The sequence below is a fragment of the Streptomyces sp. NPDC006235 genome (assembly GCF_040613735.1).
In the GTDB taxonomy this organism is placed as follows: domain Bacteria; phylum Actinomycetota; class Actinomycetes; order Streptomycetales; family Streptomycetaceae; genus Streptomyces.
The window spans coordinates 1-16,337 of sequence record NZ_JBEXSR010000050.1 but is presented as its reverse complement, the minus strand read 5'-3'; the positions used below and the strand labels follow the sequence as shown (position 1 = coordinate 16,337).

The following is a 16,337-nucleotide window of genomic DNA, read 5'->3' as shown; positions in this document are numbered from 1 at the left end:
CCATGGGGACCATGCGACGTGACCAGCTCGCCGACTTCCTGCGCCGCCGCCGCGAGGCGATGCGTCCGGCCGAGGTCGGCATCGCCGACGGCCCCCGCCGCCGCACCTCCGGCCTGCGCCGGGAAGAGGTGGCCACGCTCGCCGGCATGTCGGTGGACTACGTCGTACGCCTCGAACAGGGCCGCAGCAGCCAGCCCTCGGTCCAACTGCTCGGCGCGCTGGCCCGGGCGCTGCGCCTCTCCGACGACGAGCGCGACCACCTGTTCCACCTGGCCGGCCACCGGCCCCCGCCCGCCGACGCAGTGGCCCGCCTGGCCCGCGCCGGCCTGATCCGCATGCTCGACCTGCTCGGCGACACCCCCGCCCTGGTCCTGTCCGACCTGGGCGAGGTCCTCGCCCAGAACCGGGCCGCCCTCCTGCTCGCGGGCGACCTCACGCTCTTCTCCGGCGACCGCCGCTACGCCGCATACCGCTGGTTCACCGACCCCGCGGCCCGCGCCGTCACCCCGCCCGAGGAACAAGAACGCTACGCCCGCAGGCTCGTGGCCGACCTGCGCGCGGCCGCCGGCCGCCGGACCGGCGACTCCACGGTCGCCGGACTCGTCGACCGGCTGCAGGCCGCGAGCGCCGATTTCCGCCGGATCTGGACCGAGCACGAGGTGGCGGTCCGGCGTGCCGAGCGCAAGACCCTGCTGCACCCCCGGGTCGGCCGTCTGCTGCTGGACTGCGAAACCCTGGTCACTCCCGACCAGGGCCAGCAGCTGGTGGTGCTCACCCCTGCGGACGCCGAGACCCGCGAGCGGCTGGAGTTGCTGCGGGTGGTCGGTGTCGAGGAATTCCCCACGGGACCGGTCCCGGATACCCGTCCCTAGCATCGGCTGCCTGCAACTCCTTCACACGGATGCAGGGTGTGCTGGAGCTTCCTGCAAAGGGGGATGGCCATGGGGCAGGTACGGGAGGGGGCACGGCTGGGGGCTTGGGTCGTCGGCGGCGTCATCGGCCTGGCGGTGGTGTACGTGATCGGGGGGTTCGCCTTCGGCGGCGCCGGGTGGATCACCGCCCCGTTCCGCGGTGAGGCGGACAAGCGCGAGAACACCGTCGGCTCGGGAGAGTTCCGGCAGACCGCGTACGAGGAGTTCCTCGGTCTGTGCGAGGCCGTGCAGAACGCCGAAGGGACGATCCAGGCGCTCCGGGAGGAGCGGAAGACCGCTTCCAAGACGCGAACGACGCAGATCGACCAGTCGATCACCGCGCTGAAGGCCACGCGGATCGAGTCGGTCAACGCCTACAACTCGAAGGCCGCACAGGAGCACCGCGCGCCTTTCCGCGACAAGGATCTGCCGTACCGGCTGGATGCCACAGCCGAGCGCACGACGTGCACGGACTGATCTCCGTCTCGTCCCCGTCTCCTCCAGGGAAGAGGGCACACCGCATGAAGAAGTTCCCACGCATGGCCCTGGCCGTCGTCGCGCTCGTCGTGGACCTCGCCCTGACGTCCTGCACGGACTCCAGCCAGGACAAGGAGAACAAGGCCAAGCAGGAGAACTACGACCACCTCGTGGCCCAGCAGCCGGCGGGTCGCATGGAGTACTCGCCGACCCGCGAAGCGATCAACCAGTGGATCAACACGTGGGGGAAGCGGGGCAAGCTCTCGTACGTCTACATCCAGAACGCCAAGGGCGAGTACGGGTACTTCGTCATGAAGGGCCTGCCGGTGCCGCCCTGCAAGATGCTCACTCCGACGGAGAAGGTGGAGTCCTCCTCCCACGGCGTCGCGATCCTCGCGCAGCCCGGCATGGACGGCACCTACTCGTCGGGTTCCACCTGCAACGCCTACTACGGTCTCGACGCGACGACGGGCGCGTACATGGAGTTCACGGTCGGCACGAACCAGTCGTTCTTCCTGTTCGACAAGCCCATGACCATGCCGGAGTACGCCAGCGCCAAGCAGCTGGGGCCGACCTCGGTGAAGGACGTCAGCTCCCGGTGAGCCGTGCCGTGAGGCGGGCCGTGCCCGCGGCCACGGCGAGAAGAGTGCCGAGCGCGGTCCGTTCGGCCGACGCCGGGCATCCCGTGTCGCCGGGTTCCGCCTGCGCTCCGACCAGGAGCACCTGCCACGGTCCCGGTGCCCCCTCCGCCTCGACCGTGACCGTGTCGCCGTCGCGGGTCGTCCGGAAGACGGCCGCCGAGCCGTCCCGGGTACCCGGGGCCGGGATCCGTGTCACGACCGTCGCACCGTCGACGGGGGTGTGGATCCGCAGCGTCACCCCGTGCGCCCAGTCGTACTCCGCCGCGTCGTCGCTCTCGCCGTACGGGATGACCGAGCCGGGCCGGGCCAGCAGGGGCAGGCTGTCGTAGCCGTAGCGCTCGCGCCGCCAGCCCGGCCCCTGGACCTGTTCGCCCGACAGCAGATGTGTCCAGGTGCCGTCCGGGACGTAGTGGTCGACGACGCCGTCGGCCGAGAACACGGGGGCGACGAGCAGGTCGTCGCCGAGCATGTACTGCCGGTCGAGGGTGTGGCAGGCCGGATCGTCGGGGAACTCCAGAACCATCGCCCGCATCATCGGCGTGCCGCGCTCGGCGGCCTGCTGGGCCGCACGGAACAGGTAGGGCATGAGCCGGTGCTTGAGCCGGGTGAAGTCGCGGGTGACGGTGACCGCCTCCTCGTCGTAGTCCCACGGCACCCGGTACGACTCGCTGCCGTGCAGCCGGCTGTGCGACGACAGCAGTCCGAACTGCACCCACCGCTTGAAGACTTCGGGCGTCGGCGTGCTCTCGAAGCCGCCGATGTCATGGCTCCAGAAGCCGAACCCGGACAGGCCGAGCGACAGCCCGCCGCGCAGCGACTCGGCCATCGCGCCGAAGTGCGACTCGCAGTCGCCGCCCCAGTGCACGGGGAACCGCTGTCCGCCCGCCGTCGCCGAGCGGGCGAAGAGCACGGCCTCACCGGCGCCGCGGGCCTCGCTCAGCACCTCGAAGACCGTCTCGTTGTAGAGCTGGGTGTAGTAGTTGTGCATGCGCTCCGGGTCGGAGCCGTCGTGCCAGACCACATCGGTCGGGATCCGTTCGCCGAAGTCGGTCTTGAAGCCGTCGACGCCCTGCGCGGTGAGCGCGCGCAGCTTGCCCGCGTACCACTGGCGCGCGTCCGGGTCGGTGAAGTCGACCAGGGCCATGCCGGCCTGCCACAGGTCCCACTGCCACACGTCGCCGTTGGCCCTGCGGACCAGATGGCCGTGCCGCTTGGCCTCCGCGAACAGCGGCGACTTCTGCGCGATGTACGGGTTGATCCACACGGACACGCGCAGGCCGTGCTCCTCCTTCAGCCGGCGCAGCATGCCCTCCGGGTCCGGGAACACCTCCGGGTCCCAGGTGAAGTCGCACCACTGGTACTCGCGCATCCAGAAGCAGTCGAAGTGGAAGACGCCCAGCGGGATGTCGCGCTCGGCCATCCCGCGTACGAACCGGTTCACCGTCTCCTCGTCGTACGAGGTCGTGAACGACGTCGACAGCCACAGCCCGAACGACCAGGCCGGCGGCAGTGCCGGGCGGCCGGTCAGCGCCGTGTAGCGCTCCAGGACGTCCTTGGGCGTCGGACCGTACACCACGAAGTACTCCAGCGACTGGTCCTCGACGCTGAACTGCACCTGCCCGACGGCCTCCGAGTCGAGCTCGTAGCTCACCTTGCCGGGGTGGTTCACGAAGACGCCGTAGCCGCGATTCGTGAGGTGGAAGGGGACGTTCTTGTACGCCTGCTCGCTCGCGGTGCCGCCGTCGGCCTGCCAGATGTCCACGCTCTGGCCGTTCTTCACGAACGGCGTGAACCGTTCGCCGAGCCCGTACACCAATTCGCCGACGTCGAGCGTGAGTTGCGCCAGCGAGTAGTGGTTGCCGTCGCCCGTGACCGCGAAGCCGGTGCCGCGCGCCTTCGCCGAGGTGAGGACGCGACCGTCCGCGGTGAAGTCCAGCCGCCAGGGGGCTGCGGTGTCCACGCGCAAGGACAGCTCCCCGGCCGTGAGTTCCAGCAGCGAGCCCTCCCAGGTGACCCTTGCCGCGTGCCCGGGCTCGGTGCGCAGCGCGAACTCCGGGACGCGCTCGGCAGCGCCGGCGTGATGGGTGGAGCGGATACCGATCACGCCCTCGGCGGGGGACCAGCACTCGACGGTCAGCAGCGGGCTGTTGAGGGTCTGGCCGCGGCGCGTGACGTGGCGCACGGGCGCGTAGAGCGTGAACCGGTCCTCGTCGACGCGGACGTCGGCGACTTCGGCGGCGTACGACGCCCGGACGCCTTCGCGCATCATCCAGTAGCCGTCGGTGAACTTCATCGGGGGTCCTCACCAGGGGTGGTTCGGGCGCGGTGGGCGGCGATCAGCCGCTGGTACCAGCGGTAGCTGTCCTTGGGTGTGCGTACGTGCGTGTCGTAGTCGACCCGGACGATGCCGAAGCGCTGGCCGTAGCCGCGGGCCCACTCGAAGTTGTCCAGCAGCGACCACACGTAGTAGCCGCGCACGTCGACGCCCGCGCGCACGGCGGCGGCGAGCGCGTCCAGATGGCTGTGGAGGTAGTCGATCCGCTCTCCGTCGCGGACCCGGCCGTCGGCGTCGACGGTGTCCGCCTCCGCCGAGCCGTTCTCGGTGATCAGGATCGGTGGCAGCGCGGGGTAGCGCTCGGCCAGGTCGACCAGCAGATCCGTGAAGGTGTGCGGGACGACGGGCCAGCCCATGGTGGTGTGGCGGACGTCCTCGCGCCAGGTCTCCTCGGCCCGGACGTCGACCGCGGTGCGGGTGGCCGGGTCCGCGTCGCGGTACGGGGCGTCGGAGACGGTGATCGGCCGGTAGTAGTTGATGCCGACGAAGTCGAGCGGCGCGCCGATGAGACCGAGGTCGCCGTCGAGGCGGTACGAGCCGTCGCCGCCGGGCAGCAGCTCGCCCCAGGTCTCGGTTTCGTGCTCCGGGTAGCGCCCGGCGAACAGCGGCTCGAACCACACGTCGTTGTGGAGCGTCTCGACGCGGCGTGCGGCGGCCAGGTCGGCGGGGGAGTCCGTGGCCGGCAGCAGCCGGTCGGGGTTGAGCGTGATCCCGACCTCCCGCGCCCCTGCCGCGCGCAGTGCGTGCACGGCCAGCCCGTGCCCGACGAGCAGATGGTGTGCGGCGGCGAGCGCGCCGCGTCCCTCCCGGGCGCCCGGGGCGTGGGCGCCCGCCGCGTAGCCGACGAAGGCGCTGCAGAAAGGCTCGTTGAGCGTGATCCAGCGGTCCACCCGGTCGCCGAGCCGGGCGGCGACCACCCCGGCGTACTCGGCGAACCGCTCCGCCGTCTCGCGTACCCGCCAGCCGCCCCGGTCCTCCAGGGCCTGGGGGAGGTCCCAGTGGTAGAGGGTGGCGGCGGGGGAGATGCCGGAGGCCAGCAGCTCGTCGACGAGCCGGTCGTAGAAGTCGAGCCCGGCCGTGTTGACGGGGCCGGAGCCGGCCGGCTGGACACGCGGCCAGGCGACGGAGAAGCGGTAGCTGTCCACGCCCAGCTCGCGAAGCAGCGCGATGTCCTCGTGGTAGCGGTGGTAGTGGTCGCAGGCGACGTCACTGGTGGCGCCGTCCGCGACGCGCCCGGGCTCGCGGCAGAAGGTGTCCCAGATGGACGGGCCTCTGCCGTCCTCGTCGTACGCGCCCTCGATCTGGTAACTGGCCGTGGCGGCACCGAAGAAGAAGCCGGCGGGGAACTCGGGGAACTCGACGGACTCGGAGGAACTCACGGAAGCCACCTGCCTACTTGACCGACCCACCGGTGATCCCGGCGGCGATGTACTTCTGGGCGACGACGAGCAGGACCGCGGCCGGCACGGCAGAGAGCACCGCCGTCGCCATGACCGCGCCCCAGTCGCTGACATGGGCGCCGACGAACTGGTAGATGCCGAGTGTGATCGGCTTGACGTCGTCCGTGGTGTTGAGGGTGAGCGCGAACATGAAGTCCGACCAGGCGAAGAGGAAGGTGAACAGCCCCGCCGTGATCAGGGCGTTGCGGCTCATGGGCAGCACGATCCGCACGAACGCCGTGAAGCGGTTCGCCCCGTCCACCATCGCGGCCTCGACGACCTCGCTCGGGATCGACACCATGAACGCCCGCAGCAGCACGACCGCGAACGGCAGACCGAGCGAGGCGTCCGCGAGGATCAGCCCCAGATAGGAGTTGACGAGGTCGAGCTGCGCATAGGCGCTGTAGAGGGCGTTGGCGATGACGATGCCCGGAACCATCTGCGTGATGAGCGTCGCGAAGACGATGCCCTGCCCGCCCCGGAGCCCGAACTGGGCGAGCCCGTACGCGGCGGGCGCGGCGAGCGCGAGACAGACGACGACGGCGCCGAGTGCCACGACGAAGCTGGTGAGCAGCGAGCCGCCCTGCGTGCTGATCGCCGTGTCGAAGTTCTTCAGCGACGGGGAGAGGGGGAACCACTCGGTGGCGGCGATGCTCGACTCGGGCTGAAGGGCGGTGTTGAGCATCCAGTACACCGGGAAGAGCAGCACGGCGAGGATCAGCAGCGCGGCGGCGGTGTTCCCCACCGAACGAACGCGCAGAAGGCTCGCAGGTCGTTTCATCGGTCGGTTCATCACCGGTCACTTCCCCTTGCCGAAGTCGGCGCGGTTGGCCCGCAGGTACAGCACGGCGAAGACCGCGCTGATGAGGATCAGGACGTTGCCCACCACGGCGCCCTGGCCGAAGTCGAGCTGCAGGAAGGAGAGCTGGTAGGTGACCGTGCCCAGCGTCTGTGTGGAGTCCGCGGGCCCGCCGGAGGTCAGTGCCAGGATCAGGTCGAGGATCTTCACCGTCGACATGAAGCCCAGCACGAGCACGACGGTGATCACCGGGCGCAGCATCGGCACCGTGATGCTGCGGAACGTCCGCCAGGGGCCGGAGCCGTCGAGCGACGCGGCCTCGTACAGGTCGCGCGGGATCTCCTGGAGTCCGCCGTAGAGGATGACCATGTTGAACGGGATGCCGATCCAGATGTTGACCAGGACCGCCGACAGCAGGGCCACACCGGGGCTGCTCAGCCACGGCACGCCGTCCTGTGGGACCAGGCCGACCGCGTGGAGGGCGGTGTTCAGCATGCCGTGGTCCTGGTCGAGGATGCGCCGCCAGACGACGGCGGAGACGACCATGGGCACGAGCCACGGCAGCAGCAGGACGGCGCGTACGAAGCCGGAGAGCCGGAAGCGGCGGGAGAAGAAGACGGCGAGGGCCAGGCCGAGGGTGAACTGGCCGAGCAGCGAGCCGACGGTGAACAGGGCCGTGTGCCACAGGGCGTCCGTGAACAGCTCATTGGCGAAGACGGCCCGCCAGTTGTCGAGGCCGTTGAACGGTGCCTCGCCCGTGAAGTACGTCTTCGGCGTGTAGTGCTGGAAGCTCATCACGATGTTGCGGACGAGCGGGTAGCCGAAGAAGAGCGCCATGTAGGCGAGGGCGGGGGCGACGAAGAGCCAGCGCAGCAGCCCGCGGCGCGCCGGAGCGCGGCCGGTCGGGGACTTCGCTTCGGCGGCACCCGTGGCGGGTGCCGGGGAGGTGATGCTGGTCATGGCCGGTTCCTCACTTCCCTTCCGAGGCCTGCTGCTGGGCCCGGCGCAGGGCCTGTTCGGGACTGGTCCGGCCCGTCAGCACGGACTGGAAGGCGCCCGCGAGCGCGTCGCCGACGACCGGCCAGCCGGTGCCGACCTTCGCCGTACGGGAGCGGGCGGTCGTGACGAGTTCGGCGAACGCGGCGAGCTTCGGGTTCTGCTGCGCGTATGCCCGTGCGGCCGTGGCGCGGGTGGGCACGTTGTTGACCGATGCGCCCCACTCAAGCTGGTTCTTCTCGGAGTTGAGGCAGTTCAGGACCTTGCCGGCGTTCTTCTCGCGGGCCGGGTCCTCGTCGTTCTTCGGTACGGCCATGACGGTGCCGCCGATGGGCGGCACCGCCGGCTTGCCCGCCTCGGGCACCGGAATGCTCGCGACCGCCCAGTCCACCTTCTTCTGGGCGCTGAGGACCGGCACCTGCCACGGCCCGTTGATCATCATGGCGGCGCGGCCCGCCACGAACTGGTCGTTGACGTCCTGCTGGTTCCAGTTGACGACGGACCTGGAGGCGGAGCCGTCCGCGACCAGGTCCTTCCAGAGCTGGAGCGCGGCCTCGCCCTTGCCGTTGTCGATCTTTGCCTCGTCACCGCCGGCGGACCAGAAGAACGGAAGGAACTGGTAGACGCCGTCCGCGTTCGGGCTCGCGCTGAACGCCATGCCGTACGTGTCGCCCGAGGTCAGCTTCTTCGCGGCGGCTCGCAGCTCCTTCCAGGTGGCAGGCGGGGCGACGCCCGCGTCCTTGAGGAGCTTGGTGTTGTAGATCAGCGCGAGGGAGTTGACGGAACGGGCGATGCCGTACTGGGTCCCGTCGTACGAGCCGAGGGACTTCGCGCTCGCGGAGAGGCCGGAGGTGTCCACCCCGACCTCGTCGAGCGGCCGCAGGCCCTCGGTCTGCGCGAACTGGGGCAGCTCCGAGCCGTCGAGCTCCAGGATGTCGGTGAGCGAGTCGGACGACGCCATCCGGAGCGCCTTGGAGGCGATCTGGTCGGCGGGCACACTGATCTGCTCGACCTTCAGGCCGAGCGGCTTGCCGCAGCGGTCGAAGAACCGCTGGTTGGCGGTGTGCTCGGCGGTGTCGGTCGCCGAGTTGAGCACGGTGACGGTGTCCGGGTCGGGCTCCGCGGCACAGCCGCCCAGCCCCGGCGCGACGAGGGCACAGGCAAGGGTGGCGGCGAGCGCGGGCACGCGTCCACGTCTTGTTCCGATGCGTCCTGCTAAGACCGGCAAGGGTGATCCTCCGTTACATGTGCGGCTCTGGACATGCGGTGGGCCGGCGAAGGAGCGTCGCGGCCCGTGCCGTACGGGCGGTCCGAGTGCTCAGCCGGGCGACGGCGGGGCGATGACGGGCCCGGCCATCCGCGGCTGGATCAGATGGTGCGGCGCGCCGGAGGGCCTGCTCGAAGCAGGTGCCGCGACGGGCTCCCGCGCGGTCGGTGACCGGTCGTCGCGGCCGGGTCCGATCGCGTCGATGGCGAGCCGGGCCACGGCCGTGGACATCTCCGCGACGGGCAGATCGATCCGCGGCAGATGCCGGACGCCCAGCTCGTCCGGGAGACTGCCGACGAGCACGACGCTCAGATCGCGGGGAATCCGCAACCCGGCCGCCGCCACCGCGTCCAGCAGGCGGGGGAGGAGGATCAGGTGCTGGACGACCAGCGCGGTCGGTACGGGCCGCGCGGCCAGCGCCCGGCCCAGCCGCCGCGCGAGGACGTCCGCGTCACGGTGGGACGGGATCACGCGGACATCGGCCCCGGTCTCCACGGCCGCTCGCCGTGCGCCGTCGAGACCGTGCAGGGCATAGCCGCGGCGTGCGGCGACCTCGTGCTCGGCCGACGAGAGGAAGAGGATCCGCCGGTGGCCGGCAGCGGCGGTCTCGCGCACGGCGAGGGCGACGGCGGCCTCCCAGTCGAGGTCGGTCCAGGGCAACGCCGCGTGATCATCGCGGCCGAGCAGCGCCCCGGGGAAGCCCAGTTCGCGCAGGACCTCGACACGGGGGTCGCGGTCCTCGACCGCCATCAGCACCGCGGCGTCCGCGAGCCTGCTGCGGGCCACCCGACGCAGCCCCCCGACGCCGTCGCTGTCCGTCATCAGCAACACGTCGTACCCGTGCACACGGGCGGCGTCGGTGACGTCGATCGCGAACCGCCCGTCGATCGCCCGGTACGCCCCGGGCACGCGCGGCGCGGCCAGCGCGAGCACCCGGGTCCGCGCGCTGCGCAGCGTACGGGCACTCGCGCGCGGGTGGTATCCGAGCTCGTCTATCGCGGCCTGCACCGCGTGCCGGGTGTCCTCGGAGATCTTGCGCGACCCGGTCAGGACGTACGACACGGTGCTCGGCGCGACGCCTGCCCGCTCGGCGACGTCCTTGATCGTGACCATGTCCGCCCCCACCCGGCCCTTGTCGGGGCCCGTCGGCTTCCTCTTCCTCGAATCAATCGAATCGATTCGACAAACGGGCTGACCTTAAGCACGGGTGGGCGGAAAGGGCAATACCTCTGCGGTTCAGGCGATGGAGGCCGATATGACGGCGGACACGGCGAGGTTGCAGGACGCCGTCACCCAGACCGCGGGATGGGGCTCTGCCTCGACCAGCGTCGCACCCAGGCGCCCCGGCGTGATCAGGTCCACCACCAGGAACGCCACGGCCATCATCACCAGCCCCAGCAGCCCGAACGCGGCGGTCGAGACCAGCCCCTTGCCGAAGTCCTCGTACGTCGTCCAGATGGACGTGAACACGATGCCGCCGATCCCGAGCAGTGCGGAGCTGAGGACCATGGCGGCGTTGCGATTGCGCTGCTCCCAGATCTGCCGGCCGAGCTTTCCAGGCGTCAGCACGTCGACCAGGACGATGCCGAGGACCAACAGGACCAGCCCCAGGCCGCCGTACGCAGTGGCCCGGCCGAGTCCGTTGACGATGTCGCTCATGGGGTTGCCGACTCCGAAGGGTAGAGATCATGAGTGATCGCGGTCAAAGAGAGGCAAAATCTAGCGCATGCGTTCTGCCTGCTGATCGGCGCCCCACACAGCGGAGCCGGTCAGGTCCGTGTGGGCGATGAAGTGCGAGCGGACTCCGTCGGCACTTCCGTGACGGAGCCCGCTCGGTGGCGCTGATGAGGGATCAGGCCGTGTGCAGGCTCAGCCCGTACCGGTTGAGGATCTCGTTGACCGGCTGGTGCCAGGTCTGGCCGCCGCCGCTGCAGTTGCCCCAGCCGCCGGAGGTGACGCCTTGGGCCTGGTCGCCGCTGATGAAGGAGCCTCCCGAGTCGCCGGGTTCGGCGCAGACGCTCGTCTTCGTCATCTGGTGGACGGCGCCCTGGCTGTAGTTCACCGTCTCGTTCTTCGCCAGCACGGTGCCGCAGTGCCAGTGAGTGGTGGAGCCGGAACGGCAGACGGAGGCGCCCACCGGAGCCTCGGCGGAGCCGCGGACGAGCTGGTCGGGAACGGTGCCCCAGCCCAGCACCACCGGCACCGTCCACCAGCCGCTGCCGACGTTCACCCAGGCGTAGTCGTCACCCGGGAACGACGACCCCTGGAAATTGCCGATGTAGGACCGGTCCCAGCCGTACACGGCCGCACTCGGCCGGCCGCAGTGCCCGGCGGTGACGAAGCCCCCGTGCACGGAGAAGCCGATGGAGCAGCGGACGTTGCCGGTGTAGTAGGGGTCACCGCCCACGGTGCCGGCGGCGAAGGTGCGCGGCGCGGCGGGGGTCTGACGCACGGTCAAGGGGCCCGCTTCGCGGGCTCGGTCGAGGAAGTCCCGGACATCGTTGTCGTCCCGGTGCGCGGCGACGACGTTCACGACGACCTTGTTGGCCTTCGGATCCACGTGCCAACTGGCGACTCCGGCGGGCGCGGACAGCCCATCGATGTTCTTCTTCGCCGCGTCGAGTTGCCGCGCGTCGTACCGCACGAGACGTACGGCCGCTCCGGTCGCGCGTACGGCGTCGGCGCGCGCGGCCCGGGTGACGGCGACGGTGAGTCGGCCGCTGTCGGCGTCGAACCAGGAGCCGCCGTAGGCCGAACCGGCCGCGCTGCGTGCCCTGCGTTCGACGGCCGTCGCGGTCTTCTCCGCGGCCAGGCGCGCCTCGGCCTCGTTCCGCGTCAGCGCCAGGTCACGCTGCATCGCGGACAGGAGCTCGGGGGAGGCCGGTGCTTCGGTGGAGCGTGCGGGAGCATCCGCGGCGGAGGCGGGCAGGGCGCTCGCGGTCGCCCACGTGCCGAGCAAAAGGAGTGCGGACAGTGCGGTGCGCAGAGTTGTCGTGCGTCTCAAGGGAATGACCCTTCGTTGTTCCAACGGGGTGGGGGTGGAACAGCAGTGCTTGAGAGCGCTCTCGTGATGTGCGCGGCAGAGCCTAGCCCGTGCTCACACAAAGGTCTATGCCAATTCCGGCCGCAGTTGCGGAGCGGGCGCTCGCCGGGGGAGCAGCGGCCGTTGTACGCCGTCGCAACTCAAGTCGCCGACGGCGCGCGGTCGGCTCGTGCCACTACCTCCGAACCACCGAACCGCAAGCGGCCTTTGCCGGCTGTTTCCCCGGATTGGGGCTGTGCGAGGCCCGGTAGGTCGTCCAGGCGAGGGTCAGCACCGCCAGCAGGGCGGCCAGCAACAGCAACTCCGACACCGTGTGTTCGACCAGGGCGAGCAGATACGGTGCCCCGAAGCCCAGGTAGGCGAAGGCCTGGAAGATCGCGGTCAGCCGGCCCAGGTTCTCGGTGCTCGCCATGCGCTGCACCTCCATCAGCCCGCACACCAGGCAGCAGCCGTAGCCCGCGCCGAGCACCAGCGCGGCGACGCCCACGATCCACCAGTGCGCGTCCGCCGCGGCCACCGCGCCGAGCACCAGCCCGACCACCACGATGCCCAGGGCGGTCGCGATCAGATACGGCTTGTCCGGGCGGCTGACCCGGCGCGCCAGCGGCTGGACGACGATGCCCGCGACCATGGTCAGCATGGTCACGACCGCGCTGAACATCAGCGCGTCGTCACCGAGCCGGTCCAGCACCAGGCCGGGCAGGTAGGCCAGCGCGATCGCCGACGCGCCGAACACCCAGGGCGCCAGCGGCGCGACGACCGTCCAGAACCGGCGGCTGCTCTCCTCCGGCAACCGCAGGCGGGACCAGAGCGGGGCGTCCTCGTCGGCCTTGTGGGTCTCCGGCGTGCGCAGCACGAACGGCACCGCCGCCAGGGTGAGCACCACGTGCGGCACGTACGAGATGACGACCGGATCCGGTGCCGCCTGCGCCAGCAGACCCGCGACCAGCGGGCCCACCGCGAATCCCGTGGTCATGCCGATCGTCGCGCGACGGGCGCCGGTGTGCTCGTCCCGGCCGGAAGCGCTGACGGTGAGTTCCTTGATCCACGCGGTGCCCGAGCTGAACGCCGCTCCACTGGCGGCACCGGCGACCAGCCGGCCGACGAAGAGCCAGCCGGTCCCGGACCGGGCCGGCATGAGCAACCCGCTGGCGAGCGCGGAGACGACCAGGGCGGGCACCAGCACCCGACGGCGGCCGTACCGGTCGGAGAACGGGCCTCCGAGCAGCAGCCCGGGGATCAGCCCCACCGCGTACAGGGCGTAGGTCGCCTCCACCGTCGTCGTCGGGACGCCCAGCTCCGAGCGGTACATCAGCAACAGCGGCGCGAACTGGTTCGCCCCCCAGCCCACGGCAGCCACCCCCAGAGCGATCGCCAGCCAGGCCCGGCCGCCCGCACCCGACGACCGCGCCTCTCCTCGCGGACCTTCCTGGGACGTATGCGATGTCGAACAGCTCATGCGTACGACACTGACGGCGGCCCGCGAGGCCCTCAAGCGGCCGAAACGACTTTCACCGTACAATTTGTGCCATGACGCTTGTCGCCCTGGCCGTGACGGACGGGATGCCGCTGTTCGAGCTCTCCATCCCCTGCGCGATCTTCGGCCCCGGCAACCCCGAGGCCGCCGGGGCCGGTTACGAACTGATCGTCTGCGGGGCCCCCGGAGCCAACGTCGGAGGCTGGCTGCGCTCGGAGACCGGGCACACGCTGGACGACCTGGTGAAGGCCGACACGGTGATCGTCCCCGCCTGCGACGAGGCCATGGAGCGGGCGCCCGCCGACCTGGTGGAGGCGGTGCGCGCGGCACACGAGCGGGGCGCGCGCACCGCCTCCATCTGCACCGGAGCGTTCGTGCTGGCCGCCGCCGGGCTGCTCGACGGGCGCCGCGCGACCACCCACTGGATGTACACCGGGCGACTGGCCGACGACTATCCGCAGGTCGACGTGGACCCCGGAGTGCTCTACGTCGACGAGGGGGACGTCCTGACCTCGGCGGGGCAGGCGGCGGGGATCGACCTCTGCCTGCACATGGTCCGCAGCGATCTCGGCGTGACCATGGCCAACACGCTGGCCCGGCGGCTCGTGGTCGCTCCGCACCGCGCGGGCGGACAGGCACAGTTCATCGCCAGCCCGCTGCCCGACGGCCACGGCTCGGGTACCGGAGCTGACCAGTACGGCCTGCCGGCCCTGCTGGACCGGACGAGGGAACGCCTCCACGAGCCGGTCACGGTCGCAGAGCTCGCCCGCCGGGCGAACATGAGCCTCCGCCACTTCAGCCGCCGCTTCACCGCCGTCACCGGCACCAGTCCGCTGCAGTGGCTCCTCACCCAGCGCATCCGCCGCGCGCAGGAACTGCTGGAGACGACCGACAGCAGCATCGAGCAGATCGCCGAACAGGTCGGCATGGGCACGTCCACCACCCTGCGCCGGAACTTCCACCGCGTCGTCGGCGTCTCTCCGAGCGCCTACCGGCGCACGTTCTCCGAGTCCCGCGGCGCGGCTTCGACAACTTGGACCGGCCCCTAAGGGTTGTCCCGTAAACGATCTTCTACGGGTTGAGGCGCAGGGCTGACCAGTGCGACCAGCCGTTATCCTGTGAGAGTGAGATTGTGGAGGCGGGCGATGCCGAGCATGGCGTAGTGGACGCCGTCGCCTTTCAGGCGGCAGTCGCGGAGGATCTCCCAGCCCTTCATCCGGGCGAAGGCATGCTCGACTCGGGCGCGGACCTCGCGGTGCGAGGCGTTGTGGTCCTCTTTCCATGCCGGCAGTTCGGTCTGACCGCGCGCGGCGATGCGAATGACCAGACCGGTGCCCCGGTAGCCGCCGTCAGCGATCACCGTGGTCCTGCCGACGGCGTCCTTGGCGCCTGATAGCTCCCATGCCTTGCAGTCATTGAGGTTGCCGGGCAGCGGTCGGCCGACCATGACAACGAGTCGGCTGTCGGCGTCGATCACGATCTGATGGTTGGTGGAGTACCGATAGTTCTTGGACTGCTCGGTTACCTCGTGGTCACGGGTGGGAACCAGAGTGCCGTCCACGATCAGGACAGTGTCCTTGGAGAACCGGCGCCGCGGCCGCAGAGACATCAGCGGGCCGAGGTGGTCGATGATCCGGTCTGCCGCAGACTTCGAGATGCCGAACAGCTGGGCTAGCTGGCGCATCGTCAAGTTCGTGGGCCAGTAGGCCGTGACCAGCAGCACTCGGTCCTCCCCAGAGGCAGGCTCCAGGGCCGTCCCCGGCCAACCGCGTCGGCCCCCCCTCACGCCGCAGCGCGGTCACCAACTTCACGAAGCAGCGCGGGCTCAGCCCGGAGAACAGGGCTATCCAAGACGGCTCCGACGCCGTGATCACACCAGTCACACCATGATCATCCAACTCGTGCCCAACGGCCCTCAGCGCCGACTGCGCAAAAGTGATCCGAGCGCCAAACCGGTACCCAGGCCGATCAGGGCGCCGGCCGCCGTCCGCCATACGGGCGCCGCTCCTGCGGCAGGCACGTCGGGCGGACTCGGGGCGACGGCCGAGCGCGTCGGCGGTCCGGCAGCAATAGCACGAGCGTGCTCCTCGCCCACGATGGCAAGGAAGCGACGACCAATACGGCTTCCCGACGAACTGGCGGTCCATGAGGTGCGGGCCCTGCTCCAGTAGTGCCGCCCAGCCTCTCCGGTGAACATCCCGGACAGCATGTCCCGCAGGAGAGGCTCGCGAATGGTCCCGATCTCGTAGCCCATCCACGCGTAGTTCATCATGAGGTCGGCGTAGACATGCCGTTTCCGCTCATGGGGATCGGCGATGTCCGTGTCGCCCCAGACAGGCTGGTAAAGCGCCATGTCGTCAAGTTCCAGGCGGACCAGCTCAAGGTAGTAGCTGCGAATCCCCTGGACCTGCTCCGCCCTGGCCTGCCGGTTCTGAACAATCAGCGAACCGGCAACACCGGCCAATGCGAGCGCCGAGACGATCGCCGACGTGAAGCCGTACGCGGCGCCGATCTGGCTCAGCCTGTTCCAGTCCACGCCCTTGGAACCGGCGACGTCCTGCAGCACGAAAGGCGACAACAACAGCGCCGCCAGCACGGCCGCCGCAACTGCGACCAGTCCCAGAGCCCTGCCCACCCGGCGAGCCACTGGTGCTCCAGCCGCGGACCGATGACGAGCTATCAGGTAAATCACCCCCAGGCGAGCCTGCCCCAGTGGCTAGGCCGAACCATGGGGCAGCCTATGTGCAGCCGTCATGCTCGGCAGCGCCCGCCTGCACCAGATCACCTTCGCCGACCAGGCGAGCGCCTCTTGCTGAGGGACCGCCGCCGCATCGGCCCGAAGATCGTTTACGGACAGCCCTTAGGGGTCCTTTCAGAATGCTGGGATCTTGCGGGCGAGGATCATGCATTGGGCGAGCTGGAGGAACGCGTCGTGCATGTCGTCTCGGGTTT

General features: G+C 70.3%; 14 protein-coding genes and 1 pseudogene. 4 read left to right on the top strand and 11 right to left on the bottom strand.

The genetic code is table 11. The features are described 5' to 3' along the window. Nucleotides 1-11: 11 nt before the first annotated feature. The 3 genes from ABZ192_RS37530 to ABZ192_RS37520 all read left to right on the top strand — a co-directional run bounded on the left by ABZ192_RS37530 (nt 12) and on the right by ABZ192_RS37520 (nt 1,990). Nucleotides 12-872, top strand: a complete 861-nt coding sequence (locus tag ABZ192_RS37530) for a helix-turn-helix transcriptional regulator (RefSeq protein WP_356928942.1) — start codon at nt 12-14, stop codon at nt 870-872. Nucleotides 873-935: 63 nt separating this feature from the next. Beyond that, nucleotides 936-1,388, top strand: a complete 453-nt coding sequence (locus tag ABZ192_RS37525; RefSeq protein ID WP_356928941.1) for a hypothetical protein — start codon at nt 936-938, stop codon at nt 1,386-1,388. A gap of 44 nt (nt 1,389-1,432) precedes the next feature. Beyond that, nucleotides 1,433-1,990 (top strand): hypothetical protein, encoded by a 558-nt coding sequence (locus ABZ192_RS37520; RefSeq protein WP_356928940.1) that lies wholly within the window; start codon nt 1,433-1,435, stop codon nt 1,988-1,990. On the opposite strand, the gene yicI is transcribed toward ABZ192_RS37520, so the two are convergent. The 9 genes from yicI to ABZ192_RS37475 form a co-directional block, all read right to left on the bottom strand. Further along, nucleotides 1,977-4,322: an alpha-xylosidase gene (gene yicI / locus ABZ192_RS37515; protein WP_356928939.1), complete on the bottom strand. Its 2,346-nt coding sequence runs from the start codon at nt 4,320-4,322 to the stop codon at nt 1,977-1,979. The two genes, ABZ192_RS37520 and yicI, sit on opposite strands and share 14 nt — an antisense overlap. Next, nucleotides 4,319-5,743, bottom strand: coding sequence for a GH1 family beta-glucosidase (locus ABZ192_RS37510; protein ID WP_356928938.1), 1,425 nt, complete (start codon nt 5,741-5,743; stop codon nt 4,319-4,321). The genes yicI and ABZ192_RS37510 overlap by 4 nt, the downstream gene beginning before the upstream one ends. A gap of 13 nt (nt 5,744-5,756) precedes the next feature. Continuing rightward, nucleotides 5,757-6,584, bottom strand: coding sequence for a carbohydrate ABC transporter permease (locus ABZ192_RS37505; protein ID WP_356928937.1), 828 nt, complete (start codon nt 6,582-6,584; stop codon nt 5,757-5,759). Between the two features lie 18 nt (nt 6,585-6,602). Further along, nucleotides 6,603-7,562 (bottom strand): sugar ABC transporter permease, encoded by a 960-nt coding sequence (locus tag ABZ192_RS37500; protein ID WP_356928936.1) that lies wholly within the window; start codon nt 7,560-7,562, stop codon nt 6,603-6,605. Between the two features lie 10 nt (nt 7,563-7,572). Beyond that, nucleotides 7,573-8,784: a sugar ABC transporter substrate-binding protein gene (locus ABZ192_RS37495; protein ID WP_356928935.1), complete on the bottom strand. Its 1,212-nt coding sequence runs from the start codon at nt 8,782-8,784 to the stop codon at nt 7,573-7,575. Nucleotides 8,785-8,916: 132 nt separating this feature from the next. Further along, nucleotides 8,917-9,978, bottom strand: a complete 1,062-nt coding sequence (locus ABZ192_RS37490; protein ID WP_356928934.1) for a LacI family DNA-binding transcriptional regulator — start codon at nt 9,976-9,978, stop codon at nt 8,917-8,919. Nucleotides 9,979-10,101: 123 nt separating this feature from the next. Beyond that, nucleotides 10,102-10,524 (bottom strand): DUF350 domain-containing protein, encoded by a 423-nt coding sequence (locus tag ABZ192_RS37485; RefSeq protein ID WP_243382203.1) that lies wholly within the window; start codon nt 10,522-10,524, stop codon nt 10,102-10,104. Nucleotides 10,525-10,717: 193 nt separating this feature from the next. After that, complete coding sequence (locus tag ABZ192_RS37480; protein WP_356928933.1) at nt 10,718-11,869, bottom strand: S1 family peptidase; 1,152 nt, start codon at nt 11,867-11,869, stop codon at nt 10,718-10,720. 214 nt (nt 11,870-12,083) lie between these two features. Further along, nucleotides 12,084-13,367 (bottom strand): MFS transporter, encoded by a 1,284-nt coding sequence (locus tag ABZ192_RS37475; protein WP_356928932.1) that lies wholly within the window; start codon nt 13,365-13,367, stop codon nt 12,084-12,086. Between the two features lie 71 nt (nt 13,368-13,438). Here ABZ192_RS37475 and ABZ192_RS37470 point away from each other — a divergent pair, with 71 nt between their 5' ends. After that, nucleotides 13,439-14,434 (top strand): helix-turn-helix domain-containing protein, encoded by a 996-nt coding sequence (locus ABZ192_RS37470; RefSeq protein WP_356928931.1) that lies wholly within the window; start codon nt 13,439-13,441, stop codon nt 14,432-14,434. 62 nt (nt 14,435-14,496) lie between these two features. Here the strand turns inward: ABZ192_RS37470 and ABZ192_RS37465 are convergent. Together ABZ192_RS37465 and ABZ192_RS37460 are read right to left on the bottom strand one after the other, a co-directional pair. Continuing rightward, a pseudogene (locus ABZ192_RS37465) lies at nt 14,497-15,268 on the bottom strand (transposase). 32 nt (nt 15,269-15,300) lie between these two features. Next, nucleotides 15,301-15,981, bottom strand: coding sequence for a DUF6082 family protein (locus ABZ192_RS37460; RefSeq protein WP_356928930.1), 681 nt, complete (start codon nt 15,979-15,981; stop codon nt 15,301-15,303). Nucleotides 15,982-16,337 lie beyond the last annotated feature (356 nt).

Bases quoted from the DNA above. Each gene is read 5' to 3' on its own strand.
- ABZ192_RS37530 (WP_356928942.1), top strand. From the start codon at position 12: ATGCGACGTGACCAGCTCGCCGACTTCCTGCGCCGCCGCCGCGAGGCG.
- ABZ192_RS37525 (WP_356928941.1), top strand. From the start codon at position 936: ATGGCCATGGGGCAGGTACGGGAGGGGGCACGGCTGGGGGCTTGGGTC.
- ABZ192_RS37520 (WP_356928940.1), top strand. From the start codon at position 1,433: ATGAAGAAGTTCCCACGCATGGCCCTGGCCGTCGTCGCGCTCGTCGTG.
- yicI (WP_356928939.1), bottom strand. From the start codon at position 4,322: ATGAAGTTCACCGACGGCTACTGGATGATGCGCGAAGGCGTCCGGGCG.
- ABZ192_RS37505 (WP_356928937.1), bottom strand. From the start codon at position 6,584: ATGAAACGACCTGCGAGCCTTCTGCGCGTTCGTTCGGTGGGGAACACC.
- ABZ192_RS37500 (WP_356928936.1), bottom strand. From the start codon at position 7,562: ATGACCAGCATCACCTCCCCGGCACCCGCCACGGGTGCCGCCGAAGCG.
- ABZ192_RS37490 (WP_356928934.1), bottom strand. From the start codon at position 9,978: ATGGTCACGATCAAGGACGTCGCCGAGCGGGCAGGCGTCGCGCCGAGC.
- ABZ192_RS37485 (WP_243382203.1), bottom strand. From the start codon at position 10,524: ATGAGCGACATCGTCAACGGACTCGGCCGGGCCACTGCGTACGGCGGC.
- ABZ192_RS37475 (WP_356928932.1), bottom strand. From the start codon at position 13,367: ATGAGCTGTTCGACATCGCATACGTCCCAGGAAGGTCCGCGAGGAGAG.
- ABZ192_RS37470 (WP_356928931.1), top strand. From the start codon at position 13,439: ATGACGCTTGTCGCCCTGGCCGTGACGGACGGGATGCCGCTGTTCGAG.